Below are 15,864 nucleotides of genomic sequence, written 5' to 3'. Positions count from 1 at the left end.
TTATGCCTGCTGTATTTCTTATGGCGGCTGTGCGTGGGAGATCCCTTGGGGTCTGCCGGGGTCCGATATGCCCGGTCTTGCACACCTGCGCACAGCTGCCACCTTATTCGCGTGCAAGCGGACGGTGTCAGCTTCCCTAATACATATCGGAGCTGCACATCATGTTCAAACCTACCCCCAATCCGCCCCACAACGCTGAAATCGAACACCGCAAACTCCAGGCCGCCGCCGAGCGTGCGATGGATCATTACTTTCCGACTTCGGCTTCATCTTCACTCTTTACCGTCACCCCCTCTCAATCCACCGAAGCCCTGCTGGCCAACGCTTCTGAAACCTTTGCCTCACTCAACGCCCTGACTTCCAACCTGGCCTTTGAATTGGAAGGTTCCCAGCGCGGCGTGGTGCTGGCCATTCAGCAGATGAGTGAGCTGGGGCAGTTACTGGTTGATCAGGCACTGGAGCAGGTTGCTCCTTCTTGCGCAGCCTAAAAACTTGATCGTTCCCAAAAAGGGACCTATCGTTCCCTTTTTGGGACTCTTCGGTCGCTGCCATGCAAACCCTGCCCCTTAGCACTGCGCTATTCACCGTGACTCAGCAGAAAGTCTTGGGTTTGCTCTTTGGCAAGCCCGACCATAGCTTCTTCACCAATGAAATCGCCCGCTGGGCAAAGGTGGGCAAGGGCAGCCTGACCCGCGAGCTGGAGCGTTTGCAGTTGGCAGGCATCCTGACGGTGACGCGCCAGGGCAACCAAACCCACTACCAGGCCAACCCGCAGTGCCCCGTTTACTCGGAGCTGTTGGCCATCGTGCGCAAGACCCTGAGCCTGGATGAGCCATTGCGCAACGCACTGGCTCCATTTGCCACGCAACTGAAGTGGGCATTTATCTACGGTTCCATCGCCAAGGGCGAGGCGCACTCATCCAGTGACATAGATCTGATGCTGATCGGCGAAAGCCTCAACTACAGTGAAGTCATGGAGCAGCTCATGCCGCTGGAAGAGCAACTGGGCCGCACCATCAACCCGACGCTCTATACCCCCGAAGACTGGATCGGCAAATGGAATGCCGGTCATAGTTTTGTGCAGCGGGTGGCGGAGCAGGACAAGATCAACCTGATTGGGGAAAACCCCGTGGAGTCCAAGGATGGACAGCAAGGCAAACCTGGAGAACCTGCAACGTAGTGGTGGCTTGAAGGCTGAGCCGCCGGATCGCACGGAATGTGATGGGTTGATGCGCTCTGCCCGTGATCGATTGAAGGACGCCAAAACCCCGCAATTATCTTTCGCCAGCCGTTTTGATTTGGCTTACAACGCGGCCCACGCAATCGCCCTCACAGCCTTGCGCTTGCACGGCTATCGCTCGGACAAGCGCTATCTGGTGTTCCAATGCCTGCTTCATACCACCGCAGCCAACAAGGTTCAGGTAAGACTGTTTGCGCTATGCCACGAGCGCCGCAACCTGGCGGAATATGAAGGGTATATGGATGAGGATGAGGGGTTGTTGGAGCAACTGATTGCGCATACTCAAGCGCTATTGAAGGAGGTCGAACAGTGGGTGACTAACCAGAAATAGCGGCTTGGGTGATGAAGCGAGATCAGTCCCAAAAAGGGACTGATCGTTCCCATTTTGGGACTTCTGCGCACGTTCTCCCGAACAGCGCTGAGCAAATGTGGGAGCGGGCTTGCTCGCGAATGCGGTGTGTCAGTACCCGATTTATCTACTGACCCACCGCATTCGCGAGCAAGCCCGCTCCCACATTTGAACTGTGTTGAGCCCGAGCCTCAGCATTTGCTAATTAACCATTACTCCAATCGTAACGGTTCACCGCCCAGCTTGATTGATGCCCCCCCAATACCCTCCTAAGGTACAGCCCACGACAGCAAATCCCGTGGAGCGACCATGACAACAACAACTTCCCCCGACTCGCGCTGGACGCGGCGGCGCGATGAGAAGCAGCGCCGCCTCGCATTGGTGCGATCCTTCGCCGATGGCGCCGTGCTCCCCAGCGAGCGCATTGTCGAAGCCCTGGAAGCCCTGATCCTCCCCGGCGACCGCGTGGTTCTGGAAGGCAACAACCAGAAGCAGGCCGATTTCCTCTCGCGCTCCCTGGCCAAGGCCGACCCCGCCAAGCTCCACGACCTGCACATGATCATGCCCAGCGTCGGCCGCTCCGAGCACCTGGACCTGTTTGAAAAGGGCATCGCCCGCAAGCTGGATTTCTCCTTTGCCGGCACCCAGTCCCTGCGCATCAGCCAGTTGCTGGAAGACGGCCTGTTGGAAATCGGCGCGATCCACACCTATATCGAACTCTATGCACGGCTGGTGGTGGACCTGATCCCCAACGTCGTGCTCTCCGCCGGTTTCATGGCCGACCGCGCCGGCAATATCTACACCGGCCCGAGCACCGAAGACACACCCGCGCTGATCGAGCCGGCCGCCTTCAGCGATGGCATCGTCATCGTCCAGGTCAACCAACTGGTGGATGACGTCACCGACCTGCCGCGCGTCGACATCCCCGCGAGCTGGGTCGATTTCGTGGTGGTCGCTGACAAGCCCTTCTACATCGAACCGCTGTTCACCCGCGATCCACGCCACATCAAGCCCGTGCATGTGTTGATGGCGATGATGGCGATCCGCGGCATCTACGAAAAACACAACGTTCAATCGCTGAACCACGGCATCGGTTTCAACACCGCCGCCATCGAATTGATCCTGCCGACCTACGGTGAATCCCTGGGCCTGAAGGGCAAGATCTGTCGCAACTGGACCCTCAACCCGCACCCAACCCTGATCCCGGCCATCGAAAGCGGCTGGGTCGAAAGCGTGCATTGCTTCGGCACCGAACTGGGCATGGAGAACTACATCGCCGCCCGGCCGGATGTGTTCTTCACGGGTCGCGACGGCTCGCTGCGCTCCAACCGAATGTTCTGCCAACTGGCCGGCCAATACGCGGTGGACCTGTTTATCGGCGCCACCTTACAGGTCGATGGGGACGGGCATTCCTCCACCGTTACCCGTGGCCGCCTCGCCGGTTTTGGTGGTGCGCCGAACATGGGCCACGACCCGCGCGGTCGCCGCCATGGCACACCCGCCTGGCTCGACATGCGCCACGACGACGCTCCCGAGGCCTTGCTCGAACGCGGCAAAAAGCTCGTGGTGCAGATGGTCGAGACCTTCCAGGAAGGCGGCAAACCCACCTTTGTCGAAACCCTCGACGCGGTGGAAGTCGCCCGCAAAAGCGGCATGCCCCTGGCGCCGATCATGATCTACGGCGACGACGTCACGCACCTGCTCACCGAAGAAGGCATCGCCTACCTGTACAAGGCCCGTTCCCTGGAAGAGCGCCAGGCGATGATCGCCGCCGTGGCCGGGGTGACCGCCATCGGCTTGCGCCACAACCCCAAGGACACCGCACGCATGCGTCGCGAAGGCTTGATTGCGCTGCCCGAAGACCTCGGCATCCGCCGCACCGATGCCACCCGCGAGCTGCTGGCCGCCAAGAGCGTGGCCGATCTGGTGGAGTGGTCCGGTGGCTTGTACAACCCGCCCGCCAAGTTCAGGAGCTGGTAAATGCACGCACTCAAACTGCACGACCTGACGCTGGCCGAACGCCTGGCCGACATGGCCGTCGACGCGTTGATCGATGAGGCGGACCTGTCGCCGAAACCCGCCCTGGTAGACCGTCGCGGCAACGGCGCCCATACCGATTTGCACCTCGGCTTGATGCACGCCTCGGCGCTGTCGCTGTGGCCGGCGTTCAAGGAAATGGCCGAGGCCGCTGTCGAATTTGGCGAAGTCGGTTTGCCCCTGCGTGAAGCCCTCGGGCGCATCGGTCGCGAAGGTGAGCAGGCGATGCTCGTCACCACCAGCGGCGTTAATACCCATCGCGGCGCGATCTGGGCCCTCGGCCTGTTAGTCGCCGCCGCCGCACTGCAACCCGAATCCTGCACTGCCAGCGCGGTGACGTTGCGCGCCGCCCGCCTGGCCTTGCTCAACGACCGTTACGCACCGCAACCGCTGAGCCACGGCGCCCAGGTCGCACAACGCTACGGCGCACGCGGTGCCCGCGAAGAGGCGCAACTGGGCTTTCCGTCGGTGCTGCAACGCGGCCTGCCCCAACTGAAGAAAAGCCGCCTGCAGCAACACGGCGAACAGAACGCGCGCCTCGACGCCTTGCTGGCGATCATGACCGATCTGGCCGACACCTGCGTGCTCTACCGCGCCGGTCCTGAAGGCTTGCAGGCCATGCAGCAGGGCGCCCAAGCCGTACTGGACGCCGGCGGCAGCGCAAGCCTCGCCGGCCGCCGCCAACTGCATGAGCTGGACCAGCAACTGCTGGCGCTGAATGCCTCCCCCGGTGGCGCCGCCGACCTGTTGGCCGCCTGCCTGTTTATCGACCGCCTCGACGGAGCGCTGTGATGGAAACCTTATCCTTTGAATTCCCCGCCGGGCAGCCCGCCAAGGGCCGCGCGCTGGTAGGCTGCGTCGGCTCCGGCGACCTCGAAGTGCTGCTGGAACCGGGCACCGCCGGCACCCTGACGATCCAGGTGCAGACCTCGGTGAACGGTGCGCAGCTGCGTTGGCAGCATCTGTTCGAACGGATCTTCCAGGAACAGACACCCCCCGCATTGAACATCGATATCCACGACTTCGGCGCCACACCCGGCGTGGTGCGCTTGCGCCTGGAGCAAGGCTTCGAGGAGATCGGTCATGACTGACTTGCTGAACAAACACAGCTTCGTCGAACTCGGCGCCCGGCAACGGGCCAAGGCCTTGCTCGACGCGGGCAGCTATCGCGAACTGATCGACCCGTTCCAGCGCGTCATGTCGCCGTGGCTGAGCCGCCAGGGCGTGGTGCCGCAGGCAGATGATGGCGTGGTGATCGCCAAGGGCAGCATCGCCGGCTTGCCGGTGGTCATCGCGGCCATCGAAGGCAATTTCCAGGGCGGCAGTCTCGGTGAAGTCGGCGGCGCGAAGATGGCCGGTGCACTGGAGTTGGCTGCTGAAGACAACCGCAACGGCATCCCGACGCGCGCCATCCTGCTGCTGGAAACCGGCGGCGTGCGCTTGCAGGAAGCCAACCTGGGCTTGGCTGCCATCGCCGATATCCATGCGGCGATTGTCGACCTGCGCCAGTACCAGCCGGTGATCGGCGTGGTGGCGGGCAGCGTCGGTTGCTTTGGCGGCATGTCCATCGCGGCAGGCTTGTGCAGTTATCTGCTGGTGACCCGTGAGGCGCGCCTTGGCCTGAACGGCCCGCAGGTGATCGAGCAGGAAGCCGGCCTTGAAGAATACGACTCCCGTGACCGGCCCTTCATCTGGAGCCTGACCGGCGGTGAGCAGCGTTTCAACAGTGGCTTGGCCGACCGGTATGTGGCCGACGACGTGGTGCAGATTCAGCAGCAGATCACTGAACTGCTGCAACAAGGCTTGCCGGAAAACCAGCGCAGCCGTCAGGTTGATCACTATCTGGAACGCCTGGCCGCACTGAACGCCGAACCGCAAATCGACCCGGCGACGGTTCGCGATCTGTATCAGGGAGAACGCTCATGAGAGGTTTGCAGTGGTTCAACGCATTGAGCGGCGACGCAGCGCCAGTGAGCGGTTTGCCGAACTCGCTGAAAGTTGCCGACGGTGTGCTCGGTGATCAGCCAGTGCGCTTTATCGCGGTGGTCACCGACCCGCAAAACCGCTTCCCTCGCGCTCGCAACGGTGAAGTCGGTTTGCTGGAAGGCTGGGGTTTGGCCAAGGCGGTTGATGAAGCGATCGATACCGGCGACAAGCGTCCGCTGATTGCCATCGTGGATGTGCCGAGCCAGGCCTACGGTCGTCGCGAAGAGGCCTTGGGCATTCACCAGGCATTGGCCGCCGCTGCCGACAGCTACGCCCGTGCCCGCCTGGCCGGTCACCCGGTGATCGCGCTGCTGGTGGGCAAGGCGATGTCCGGCGCCTTCCTCGCCCATGGTTACCAGGCCAACCGCCTGATTGCCCTGCGCGACCCCGGCGTGATGGTGCATGCCATGGGCAAGGCTTCGGCGGCGCGGGTAACCCTGCGCAGTGTTGAAGAGCTGGAAACCCTGGCCGCCAGCGTGCCGCCGATGGCCTATGACATCGACAGCTATGCCAGCCTCGGCTTGCTCTGGGAGACCTTGTCGGTCAGCCAGATCGAGCAGCCCACCACCGAAGATGTGGCGCGGGTCAGCGATTGCCTGGTGCAGGCGATCAAGGATGTGCAGGCCGGCGGTCGGGACCTGAGCGGTCGCCTGGGCGCCACTAACCGCGCGGCCTCCAGCCACGTGCGCCAACTGCTGCGGGAGCAATGGTGAACGCTCACGACTTGCTCTGGGGCATGACCCCGGCGCATGCGCCCGCTGATGCGCCGGCCTGGGTGCTGGAAGCATTGGCCGCTGGGCATCCGGTGGTGGTGCGGCGTGCCGTCGCGTCGCCGGGCGAGGTAGCGGTGGGGGTACGCGGGCGCTTGCGCGAGCAGCGCTTCGCCGCCGTGATGCCGATGGCGGCGGTGCAGCGGCGCGTGGTGCCGGAAGACCTGCGCGGTGTGATCTCGCCAAGGGATTTGCCGGCGTTGCAGGCCCTCGCTCAGTTGCAACCGGTGCTGGCGGGAGAGAGTTGGGGCGTCACCGGCAGTGCGGGTTTCGAGTTGGCCAGCGGCGTCGAAGCGCTGCATGCCAAGAGCGATCTGGATTTGATTCTGCGCACGCCCGAGCGCCTTGATCGCAGCGATGCAGAGGACCTGCTGGCGATACTGGATACGGCGGTGTGCGCCGTGGACCTGCAACTGCAAACGCCGTTTGGCGCGGTCGCGTTGCGTGAATGGGCCGGTGGTTCGCGTCGCGTGCTGCTGAAGAGCGCCAGCGGTGCGCAGTTGGTGCTCGATCCTTGGCAGGCCGTGGCATGAGCAGCCTCCTGGCATTCCCGGGGCAGGGCGCCCAGCGTCCCGGCATGCTCCAGCAATTGCCGCGTGCGGTGCTGGACGAAGCCAGTGCTGCCCTCAATGAGGATGTGCTTACCCTGGATTCTGCCGAAGCGCTGGCCTCGACCCGTGCCGTGCAGCTCTGCCTGTTGATTGCCGGTGTGGCCAGTGCGCGTTTGCTGGAACACACCCCCGATTACGTCGCCGGCCTGTCCATTGGTGCCTATCCGGCCGCCGTGATCGCCGGCTCGCTGGACTTTGCCGACGCGTTGAAACTCGTCAGCCTGCGCGGCGAATTGATGCAACACGCGTATCCCCACGGCTACGGCATGACCGCCCTTATCGGCCCGGACCTGTCCACCGTCGAAGCCTTGCTTGCTCAGGTCCACAGCCCGCAAGCCCCGGTTTACCTGGCCAATATCAATGCCGACAACCAGACGGTCATCGCCGGCAGCGATGAGGCCATGAAGGCGGTCGCCAATCTGGTGCGCGGCAACGGCGTCGCCAAACGCCTGGCCGTCAGCGTGCCGTCTCATTGCGTACTGCTGGAAAAACCCGCCGAGGCCCTGGCCGAAGCATTCGCCCAAGTGACACTGAAACCGCCGAGCATCAACTACCTGAGCAGCACCCGCGCCCGGCCGATCCACAACACCGAACACCTGCGCGACGACCTCGCCTTCAACATGTGCCGCATCGTCGACTGGCGCGGCACCGTGCAAAGCGCCTTCGAGCGCGGTGTGCGCCTGCATATCGAACTGCCTCCCGGTGCCGTGCTTACAGGCCTTGCGCGCCGGGTGTTCGAGCAAGGCACCGTCATCGCCTTCGAAGGCGCCCGCCTGGACACCTTGCAGGCCTTGCTGCGAGAGGAGGGAAACCATCACCGATAGAGCTCCACCAAGGCTGATGCTGGTCGGTCAAGAGATAGAGCGGGTCACCAATGACCTGTGGCGAGGGAGCTTGCTCCCGTTGGAGTGCGCAGCGCTCCGAGGATTTCAGGGCCGCTACGCAGCCCAACGGGAGCAAGCTCCCTCGCCACAGGTACGGTATTCATCTTTATCGGATCGGCATTGCCGCCCAAGGCTTTCGAAGCACAAAAACAACAATTTCGATGAAGCACTTTGAGGACAACCATCATGATTATTTACGGTGTGGCGTTGCTGGCGATCTGCATGTTGGCCGGCGTGATTCTGGGCGACATGCTCGGCGTGTTGCTGGGAGTCAAATCCAACGTGGGCGGGGTGGGGATCGCGATGATCCTGCTGATCTGCGCACGGTTGTGGATGCACAAACACGGCGGCATGACCAAGGAATGTGAGATGGGTGTCGGCTTCTGGGGTGCCATGTACATCCCGGTGGTGGTGGCGATGGCGGCGCAACAGAACGTGGTCACCGCGCTGCACGGCGGCCCGGTGGCGGTGCTGGCGGCGATTGGTTCGGTGGTGGTGTGCGGTTGCACGATCGCCTTGATCAGCCGCACGCACAAGGGCGAACCGTTGCCCGATGAAGAGCCGCTGATTGCGGCTGCACCTGTCGCGGGAGGTCGCTGATATGTGGGAACTCATCGAGAAAGGCCTGGCAAATAACGGCTTGGTCACCGCCTTTGCATTTGTTGGCGTGGTGATGTGGATTTCGGTGGTGCTGTCCAAGCGCCTGACCTTCGGACGCATCCACGGCTCAGCCATCGCGATTGTGATCGGGCTGGTGCTGGCCTGGGTGGGCGGCACCTTGACCGGCGGGCAGAAAGGCCTGGCGGACGTGGCGCTGTTTTCCGGGATCGGCTTGATGGGCGGTGCCATGCTGCGGGACTTTGCCATCGTGGCCACGGCATTTGAAGTACAGGCCACCGAGGCGCGCAAGGCCGGCTTGATTGGTGCGATTGCCTTGCTGTTGGGCACGGTGCTGCCGTTTATTGTGGGCGCGAGTATCGCCTGGGCGTTTGGTTATCGCGATGCGATCAGCATGACCACCATCGGCGCGGGCGCGGTGACTTACATCGTCGGGCCGGTGACCGGGGCGGCGTTGGGTGCAAGCTCGGATGTGGTGGCGCTGTCCATCGCGACTGGGTTGATCAAGGCGATCCTGGTGATGGTGGGCACGCCCATGGCGGCACGCTGGATGGGCCTGGATAACCCGCGCTCGGCGATGGTGTTCGGTGGTTTGGCCGGCACGGTGAGCGGTGTGACGGCAGGCCTGGCGGCGACGGACCGGCGGCTGGTGCCGTATGGCGCGTTGACTGCCACCTTTCACACCGGGCTTGGGTGTTTGCTGGGGCCGTCGGTGCTGTACTTCATCGTGCGCGGGATTGTCGGCTGACCCGAGAGGTGTCGACCGCTTTTGTGGCGAGGGAGCTTGCTCCCGCTGGAGCGCGAAGCGGTCCCAATGCATTCATCCTGAAACAACACGGGCGCTGATTTTACGACTGCTGCGCAGCCGAGCGGGAGCAAGCTCCCTCGCCACAGGGGATCATTGTCAGGTTTGACGATTCGCATACATCCGGCACTCTGCCAACAGCGCGAGCAAGTTCGGGTCGCGCTCCTTGGCTTTCAGAAACACCACGCCAATGTGCTGCTGCAAACGGTAGCGCGGTTGCAGGGGAATCAGCTTCACCCGGTTCTCATACACCGCCGCAATCCGCCCCGGCAGCAGCGCATAACCCACGCCCGAGCTGACCATGCTCAGCAGGGTGAAGATGTCGTTGACCTGCATCGCCACCTTCGGCTCGAACCCTGCCTGCTTGAATACGCGGTTGCCATCCTGATGGGTGGCGAAGCCTTGGGTGAGGGTGATGAAGGTGGCGTCGCGCACGTCCGCCAGGTCGATTTCCTGCTCGCGGTCGAAGGGTGAATCGGCCGGGGTGGCGAGGAAGATGTCGTCGGAAAACAGCGCGATCTGCTCGCAGTCCGGATCGTTGGCGTGCTCGTCGAGGGAGATCAGGATCGCGTCGACTTCCATGTTCTTCAGCTTGTACAGCAGGTCGAAATTGGAGCCGAGGATCAGGTCGATATTCAGCTCGCTGCGGCGAATCTTCAGCCCCATGATCAACTGCGGCACGGTCTTCACCGTCAGCGAATACAGCGAGCCCAGCTTGAAGCGCTCGGCGGAAAAGCCGGCGGCCTCGCGGGTCACCCGCACACTGTCCACCACATCCTGCACCAGCTTCTGCGCACGCTCTTCCAGCACATAGGCGCTTTCCAGCGGCGTGAGGTTACGCCCTTCGTGCTTGAACAGCGGGCAGCGCAGGGCGTTTTCCAGGGAGTGGATCGCCCGGTGCACGCTGACGTTGCTGGTCTGCAATTCAGCCGCCGCCCGCGCCAGGTTGCCGGTGCGCATGAACGCCAGGAAGATTTCCAGCTTCTTGAGGGTGAACTCTTCGTCGATCAGCATGGGCGTGACTCTTGTTCGAATGCCGTCGATTGTGCCCCTAAAACCAGTTCACTCCCAGCCATGCGCTGCACAGGCCCAACACCACGCCGAGGATGATCAGCCAGATTGCGTTGAGCCTTGTGTAATACACCACGGCAGCGCTGGCCAGGGTCAGTACCAGGCTGGTGGCGTTGTTTTCCAGGCTGTTCATCAGGATGTAGCTGGCGGCCAGGATCAGCCCGATGGAGATCGGCAGCAGGCTGCCTTTGACCCGCTGCACCCACGGGGTCTTGGTGTGTTTTTCCAGCCAGCCGGCGCCGAAGTAGGTGAGCACCGAGCAGGGCACCAGCTTGGCGGTCAGGGCCACCAGGGCGCCGGGCAACCCGGCGGCTTGCTGGCCGATAAATACCAGGAACATGCCATTGGGCCCCGGCAAGGCCTGGGACAAGGCGAAGAAGGCGACGAACTGGGCGTCGGTGATCCAGTTCATGTCGGTGACGGTGTAGCGATGGATATCGCTCAGGGCCACGGTGTTGCCGCCAATCGCCATCAGCGACCACAGCGCGCATTGGATCATCAGGTGAAACAGCACGCTCTGCATCAGCCAGCCACCTTCTGCTTGCCCATGAAGCTCAAGGCCAACGAGCTGGGAATGCAGATCAGCAAGACCATCCACAACGGCAGCACCAGCACCGCCATCAACACGAAGGTCAGGACGAACGCGCTGTAATTCGCCAGGGTCCTGGGCATAGCCTTGAGCAGGCGCAGAGTGGTGCCGAGCATCAGCCCGGTGGCGATCGGCATCACCGCGCCGAAGATCTGCTGCACCACGTCATGGCTCCACCATTTGGCATAGGCGAAGCCGGCCAGCACGGTGATCAGCGAGGGGAACAGATACAAGCCGACCACGGTCACAACCGCACCCGGCAAACCGTGCAGGCGCCGACCGTAGATGATGCCGACGTTGGCGATATTCGGCCCAGGGAAAAATTGGCCGGTGGTCAGCAACTCGTTGAAGCCTTGTTCGCTGACCCACTGCCTGCGGTCGACCATCATCTGCCGCGCCCAGGGCATCACGCCGCCAAAGCCGAACAGGCCGACCATGGCGAAGTTGTAAAACAATTGCCACAGACTCGGGTGGGGCTGGGCAGGTTCGAGGTCGGCCATGGGCGTTACCGATGAGGGGCTTTTATGTAGGAGCTGGCTTGCCTGCGATAGCGGTGGGTCAGACATGCATCTGCTGCTGACCCACCGCTATCGCCGGCAAGCCAGCTCCCACAGGATGAAGCGAATCATCCATCGGCATGTGTATTTGGGCAAATGAAGAAAGGTTGTTACCTGATATTGGGTGGGTGACGTCAGAATGGTCGAGGTGATAACCGTTATTCGAGGTGAGTGACACATGTATCACGGGGAACGATTCAACGCCTGGAGCCACTTGCTCGGGGCGGTTGCGGCTTTTGTGGGTGCGGTATGGATGTTGGTGGTGGCCAGTATGGACGGCAACCCCTGGAAGATTGTCAGCGTGGCCATTTACGGTTTCACATTGCTGGTGCTGTACAGCGCGTCCACCGTTTACCACAGCGTGCGCGGGCGCAAGAAAGCGATCATGCAGAAGGTCGATCACTTTTCGATCTACCTGCTGATCGCTGGCAGTTACACGCCGTTTTGCCTGGTGACGCTGCGCGGGCCGTGGGGCTGGACGCTGTTCGGGATTGTGTGGGGGCTGGCGGTGATCGGCATCCTGCAGGAGATCAAGCCACGCTCCGAGGCGCGGATCCTGTCGATCGTGATCTATGCGGTGATGGGCTGGATTGTGCTGGTGGCGGTCAAGCCGCTGATTGCTGCGCTGGGGCCTACCGGGTTTGCCTGGCTGGCGTCGGGCGGGGTGCTGTACACCGTGGGCATTATTTTCTTTGCCCTGGAGGACCGCTTGCGGCACTCCCACGGGATCTGGCATTTGTTCGTGATTGGCGGCAGCCTGCTGCATTTCGTGGCGATCATGGGGTACGTGTTATAGCCGGTCCAATTGCTCCTGGGCCCGGCTGCCGAAGATCTCCAACAGGCTCGCCAGCATATGCGGCGGCGGTTCGTCGGCGCGGGTCAGGGCGTACAAGGTGATTGGCAGCGGCGGCGCCAGCGGGCGAATGCAGGTGGTGGCCGGTGATGCGCCGAGGGCGGTGAACGGATCAATCACCGCCAGCCCGGCGCCGGATTCGACCATGGCCCTGGCCAGGGAATAGGTCTGCACTGCGATGCTGACCCGTGGCGGTGGATCGACCGCTTCCAGGTAGCTGTCCAGCTTCGCCGACAACGGGTCGGCGCTGGACAGGCCAATCAACGGCGCGCCCGCCAGGGCCATCAGCGGCAACGGTTTGCCCAGCTCGTTTTCCTTCCAGTAACCCTGCGGCGCCAGCGCCACCAGCACGCCGTGGGCCAGGGCCTGGGCGGTCAGACCCGGGTGATCGGGCGGTTGCAGGGTCAGCGCCACGTCGACCTCACGCATCAACAGGTTTTGCACCAGCTCGCGGCTGTGGGCGCTGGACAGCTCGCAGGCGATGTCCGGGTAGCGTTGGGTCCATTCGCGGATGGCCGGCGGCAGCAACGACAGGGCCAGCGCCGGTGTTGCGCCAATACGCAGGCTCTGGCCCGGCTCGCGGCGCAGGTTCTGCGCCAAGCGCCGCACGCCTTGCAGGCTTTCGGTCACCTTGTCGACTTCGCGCTCCAGCGCCAGCGCTTCCGGGGTTGGCTGCAGCTTGCCGCGTATACGCAGGAACAGCGGGAACCCCAACTGCAACTCGGCGTGCTGCAGCACCTTGCTCACCGCCGGCTGCGAGACATGCAGCAGTTGAGCCGCGGCGCTGATGGAGCCGGTCTGGCGGATGGCCTGGAAGATTTCGATATGACGCAAGCGCATGGGCAGTCCATAACCTTTGTTTATGGGTGACCCATCTTTATTCATTGTCCCGCCGCTGTCACCTGCCTCTAACCTTCAAGCCTGACATCGCACGGTTAAGGGACGCACATGGCTCAGCAGGTTTGCATCATCGGTGGCGGGGTTATCGGCCTGGCGAGTGCCTACGCGCTGGTGCGTGCCGGCATGCAGGTGACGGTGGTCGAAGCCCGGGAAACCCTGGGCAGCGAGACCAGCTTCGCCAACGGCGGGCAACTGTCCTACCGCTATGTCGCGCCGTTGGCCGACAAGGGCGTACCGTTGCAAGCCATCGGCTGGATGCTGCGCGGTGACTCGCCGCTGAAGCTGCGCCCGCGCATGGACCCGGCGCAGTGGCGCTGGATGGCCTCGTTCCTGGGGGCTTGTCGTGGCTCGGTGAACCAGCGCAATGCGGCCCACCTGCTGCGCCTGGCGTCCTTGAGCCAGGGCACCCTGCAACGCTGGCGTGAAGAAGACCAACTGGGCGGTTTCCACTGGCGGCGCAACGGCAAGCTGGTGACCTTTCGCAGCCTCGACAGCTATGAACGCGCCTTGAATAAAGTGACCGACCCGCTGCAACAGCAAGTGCTCTCGGCGGCGGACTGCGCACGGCTGGAACCGACCCTGGACAGCGCCAGTTTTGCCGGCGGCATCTATACGCCCAATGAAGAGGTCGGCGACTGCCATGGGTTCTGCCAGCAACTGGCGGCGCGCCTTGAAGCGTCGGGGCGTTGCACGTTCCTGTTGGGGCGCAAGGTGACGGCGATTCGTCACAGCGCAGGCGCCGTGCAGGCTATCGAAATGGGCAGTGAAGTCTTGCCGGTGCAGCACCTGGTGTTGGCCGCCGGGCACCGCAGCCCCGAGCTGGCCTTGCCGGGTATGTCGCTGCCGCTGTATCCCCTCAAGGGTTACAGCCTGAGCGTGCCGATTGGCGCGCAGCATCAGGCGCCGAACATCAGCATCACCGATTACGACCGCAAGATCGTCTACGCGCGCATCGGTGAGCAACTGCGGGTGGCGGCGATGGTGGATATTGTCGGCTTCGACACCCGCCTGGAACCCAAGCGCCTGGCGCTGATTAAACGCCAGGCACTTGAGACGTTCCCGCTGGCCGGTGACTACCAGCACGCGGTCGAATGGGCCGGTATGCGCCCGGCCACGCCGACCGGCGTGCCGTTGATTGGTGCCAGCGCCTACAGCAACCTGTGGCTTAACCTCGGCCACGGCGCCCTCGGGTTTACCCTGGCTTGCGGCAGCGGCCAGGTACTGGCCGAGTTGATTGGCCGGCACACCACTTCCATTGATATGCAGGGCTTCGCGCCCCGAGCCGCTTGAGGATATTTCGATGACCATCACCCGAATCAACAGCAACAGCCGCTTGTCTGGCGCCGTGGTGTTTCAGGACCTGGTGTTTTTGTCCGGCCAGGTGCCGGGCGAAGGCCGCGATGTGAAGACCCAGACCGAGGAGGTGCTGGCCAGGATTGATGCACTGCTGGCCGAGGCCGGCAGCGACAAGGATCATCTGCTGAATGCGACCATCTACCTGAACAATATCCAGGAGGGTTTTGCGCCGATGAATGAAGTCTGGTCCGCCTGGCTATCGCCGGGGCAGGCACCGACGCGTACCACGTTGCAGGCGCAGTTGGCGCGACCGGACGTGCTGGTCGAGATCAGTGTCATTGCAGTGCGCCGTACCTGAACCTTTAACCACCAACGGAGAATAACAATGCAAAAAATCACGTTGATCGGCTGCACCCTGGGGCTGTTGTTGGGGGCTCAGGCCCATGCCACCGAGGCCCCCTTGGACGGCACGCTGAGCAAGATCGCCAACGCCAGGAGCATCACCCTCGGCTATCGCGATGCCTCGGTGCCGTTTTCCTATGTGGGGGATCACAGCGGCAAGCCCATGGGCTATTCGGTGGAGCTGGCGAACAAGATCGTCGAGCGTATCCAGCAGAAAACCGGTGTGCCGAAGCTCAACGTGAAGTACAATCTGGTGACTTCCCAGACCCGCATAGCCCTGGTGCAAAACGGCACCGTGGACCTGGAATGCGGTTCCACCGGCGTGACCGCCGAGCGGCAGAAGCAGGTGGCGTTTTCCTACGGGTTTATCTACGTGAAGGGCCAGTTGCTGACCGCCAACGACAGCGGCATCAAAAGCTTCGCCGACCTGCAAGGCAAGAACGTGGTCACCACTGCCGGTACCACCAACGAGCGGTTCCTCAAGAGCTACAACGTCGATCACAAACTGAACATGTCGGTGATCAGCGCCAAGGACCACGGCGAAGCCTTCCAGATGCTGCAATCCGGACGGGCGGCGGCGTTCTACATGGATGACGCGTTGCTCTACGGCGAGCGCGCCAAGGCCAGGGACCCGCACAAGTGGGTGGTGGTCGGGGAAGAACAGTCGCGGGAAATCTACAGCTGCATGGTGCGCAAGGACGACCCGCATTTTCTCGCGGTGGTCAACGAGACCCTGGCCGGGCTGTACAGCTCGGGGGAGATCAACGGCATTTACCAGCGCTGGTTTGAGCAGCCGATCCCGCCCAAGGGCTTGAACCTGGAATTCCCGATGACCAGTGAGTTGAAGGCGATTATTGCGACGCCTGTGAGTGACCCAGTGGAGTAGCGGAGTGCAA

Annotated in this window: 20 protein-coding genes; 16 read left to right on the top strand and 4 right to left on the bottom strand. The window is 62.8% G+C overall.

Translation table 11 applies throughout. The features are described from left to right. Positions 1-161: 161 nt before the first annotated feature. The 12 genes from HX801_RS15275 (at position 162) to madM (ending at position 9,243) form a co-directional block, all read left to right on the top strand. The gene (locus HX801_RS15275) at positions 162-488 is read left to right on the top strand and encodes a DUF6124 family protein (RefSeq protein WP_023659313.1); all 327 of its coding nucleotides are present in this window, start codon (positions 162-164) and stop codon (positions 486-488) included. A 62-nt stretch (positions 489-550) separates the two neighbouring features. Further along, positions 551-1,180 carry a nucleotidyltransferase domain-containing protein gene (locus tag HX801_RS15270; protein WP_003216798.1) on the top strand — a complete coding sequence of 210 codons (630 nt, stop codon included), beginning with the start codon at positions 551-553 and terminating at the stop codon, positions 1,178-1,180. Continuing rightward, positions 1,143-1,571: a hypothetical protein gene (locus HX801_RS15265; protein WP_003216800.1), complete on the top strand. Its 429-nt coding sequence runs from the start codon at positions 1,143-1,145 to the stop codon at positions 1,569-1,571. Before HX801_RS15270 ends, HX801_RS15265 begins: the two co-directional genes overlap by 38 nt. 327 nt (positions 1,572-1,898) lie before the next feature. Then, positions 1,899-3,569 (top strand): malonate decarboxylase subunit alpha, encoded by a 1,671-nt coding sequence (gene mdcA, locus HX801_RS15260; protein WP_023659312.1) that lies wholly within the window; start codon positions 1,899-1,901, stop codon positions 3,567-3,569. Continuing rightward, positions 3,570-4,418, top strand: a complete 849-nt coding sequence (locus HX801_RS15255; RefSeq protein WP_008434131.1) for a triphosphoribosyl-dephospho-CoA synthase — start codon at positions 3,570-3,572, stop codon at positions 4,416-4,418. It abuts the gene before it with no gap. Beyond that, positions 4,418-4,717, top strand: a complete 300-nt coding sequence (locus HX801_RS15250; protein WP_003216806.1) for a malonate decarboxylase subunit delta — start codon at positions 4,418-4,420, stop codon at positions 4,715-4,717. The genes HX801_RS15255 and HX801_RS15250 overlap by 1 nt, the downstream gene beginning before the upstream one ends. Continuing rightward, positions 4,710-5,552: a biotin-independent malonate decarboxylase subunit beta gene (locus HX801_RS15245; RefSeq protein ID WP_177022324.1), complete on the top strand. Its 843-nt coding sequence runs from the start codon at positions 4,710-4,712 to the stop codon at positions 5,550-5,552. The genes HX801_RS15250 and HX801_RS15245 overlap by 8 nt, the downstream gene beginning before the upstream one ends. After that, positions 5,549-6,325 carry a biotin-independent malonate decarboxylase subunit gamma gene (gene mdcE, locus HX801_RS15240; RefSeq protein WP_102604128.1) on the top strand — a complete coding sequence of 259 codons (777 nt, stop codon included), beginning with the start codon at positions 5,549-5,551 and terminating at the stop codon, positions 6,323-6,325. Before HX801_RS15245 ends, mdcE begins: the two co-directional genes overlap by 4 nt. After that, complete coding sequence (locus tag HX801_RS15235; RefSeq protein WP_177022323.1) at positions 6,319-6,915, top strand: malonate decarboxylase holo-ACP synthase; 597 nt, start codon at positions 6,319-6,321, stop codon at positions 6,913-6,915. Before mdcE ends, HX801_RS15235 begins: the two co-directional genes overlap by 7 nt. After that, positions 6,912-7,817, top strand: a complete 906-nt coding sequence (mdcH, locus tag HX801_RS15230; RefSeq protein WP_177022322.1) for a malonate decarboxylase subunit epsilon — start codon at positions 6,912-6,914, stop codon at positions 7,815-7,817. The genes HX801_RS15235 and mdcH overlap by 4 nt, the downstream gene beginning before the upstream one ends. 246 nt (positions 7,818-8,063) lie before the next feature. Next, the gene (gene madL, locus HX801_RS15225; RefSeq protein WP_003216818.1) at positions 8,064-8,477 is read left to right on the top strand and encodes a malonate transporter subunit MadL; all 414 of its coding nucleotides are present in this window, start codon (positions 8,064-8,066) and stop codon (positions 8,475-8,477) included. Between the two features lies 1 nt (position 8,478). Beyond that, a complete protein-coding gene (gene madM / locus HX801_RS15220) occupies positions 8,479-9,243 on the top strand; it encodes a malonate transporter subunit MadM (protein WP_003216820.1) in 765 nt (254 codons plus the stop codon). A 156-nt stretch (positions 9,244-9,399) separates the two neighbouring features. On the opposite strand, the gene HX801_RS15215 is transcribed toward madM, so the two are convergent. The 3 genes from HX801_RS15215 to HX801_RS15205 are packed head-to-tail and all read right to left on the bottom strand — an operon-like array spanning position 9,400 to position 11,460. After that, positions 9,400-10,314, bottom strand: coding sequence for a LysR substrate-binding domain-containing protein (locus tag HX801_RS15215; RefSeq protein ID WP_003216822.1), 915 nt, complete (start codon positions 10,312-10,314; stop codon positions 9,400-9,402). 37 nt (positions 10,315-10,351) lie between these two features. Then, positions 10,352-10,894 carry a chromate transporter gene (locus HX801_RS15210; RefSeq protein WP_008434119.1) on the bottom strand — a complete coding sequence of 181 codons (543 nt, stop codon included), beginning with the start codon at positions 10,892-10,894 and terminating at the stop codon, positions 10,352-10,354. After that, complete coding sequence (locus tag HX801_RS15205; RefSeq protein WP_134327457.1) at positions 10,894-11,460, bottom strand: chromate transporter; 567 nt, start codon at positions 11,458-11,460, stop codon at positions 10,894-10,896. Before HX801_RS15205 ends, HX801_RS15210 begins: the two co-directional genes overlap by 1 nt. A gap of 235 nt (positions 11,461-11,695) precedes the next feature. On the opposite strand from HX801_RS15205, the gene HX801_RS15200 reads away from it, so the two are divergent. Then, positions 11,696-12,313 (top strand): hemolysin III family protein, encoded by a 618-nt coding sequence (locus HX801_RS15200; RefSeq protein WP_003216828.1) that lies wholly within the window; start codon positions 11,696-11,698, stop codon positions 12,311-12,313. On the opposite strand, the gene HX801_RS15195 is transcribed toward HX801_RS15200, so the two are convergent. Further along, a complete protein-coding gene (locus HX801_RS15195; protein ID WP_003216829.1) occupies positions 12,308-13,210 on the bottom strand; it encodes a LysR family transcriptional regulator in 903 nt (300 codons plus the stop codon). The genes HX801_RS15200 and HX801_RS15195 overlap by 6 nt on opposite strands. A gap of 108 nt (positions 13,211-13,318) precedes the next feature. On the opposite strand from HX801_RS15195, the gene HX801_RS15190 reads away from it, so the two are divergent. Genes HX801_RS15190 through HX801_RS15180 form a run of 3 tightly spaced genes read left to right on the top strand, consistent with a single transcriptional unit; the run spans position 13,319 to position 15,854 of the window. Next, positions 13,319-14,560, top strand: a complete 1,242-nt coding sequence (locus HX801_RS15190; RefSeq protein ID WP_177022321.1) for a D-amino acid dehydrogenase — start codon at positions 13,319-13,321, stop codon at positions 14,558-14,560. A gap of 10 nt (positions 14,561-14,570) precedes the next feature. Continuing rightward, positions 14,571-14,924, top strand: a complete 354-nt coding sequence (locus HX801_RS15185) for a RidA family protein (protein ID WP_177022320.1) — start codon at positions 14,571-14,573, stop codon at positions 14,922-14,924. Positions 14,925-14,951: 27 nt separating this feature from the next. Beyond that, entirely contained in the window at positions 14,952-15,854 is a 903-nt protein-coding gene (locus HX801_RS15180) for a transporter substrate-binding domain-containing protein (protein ID WP_177022319.1), read from the top strand. Positions 15,855-15,864: the final 10 nt, after the last annotated feature.

It is taken from the genome of Pseudomonas sp. G1002 (assembly GCF_013385455.1).
Classification (GTDB): Bacteria; Pseudomonadota; Gammaproteobacteria; order Pseudomonadales; family Pseudomonadaceae; genus Aquipseudomonas.
The sequence above is the reverse complement of the archived record's forward strand: the minus strand, read 5'-3'. Positions and strand labels throughout refer to the sequence as shown.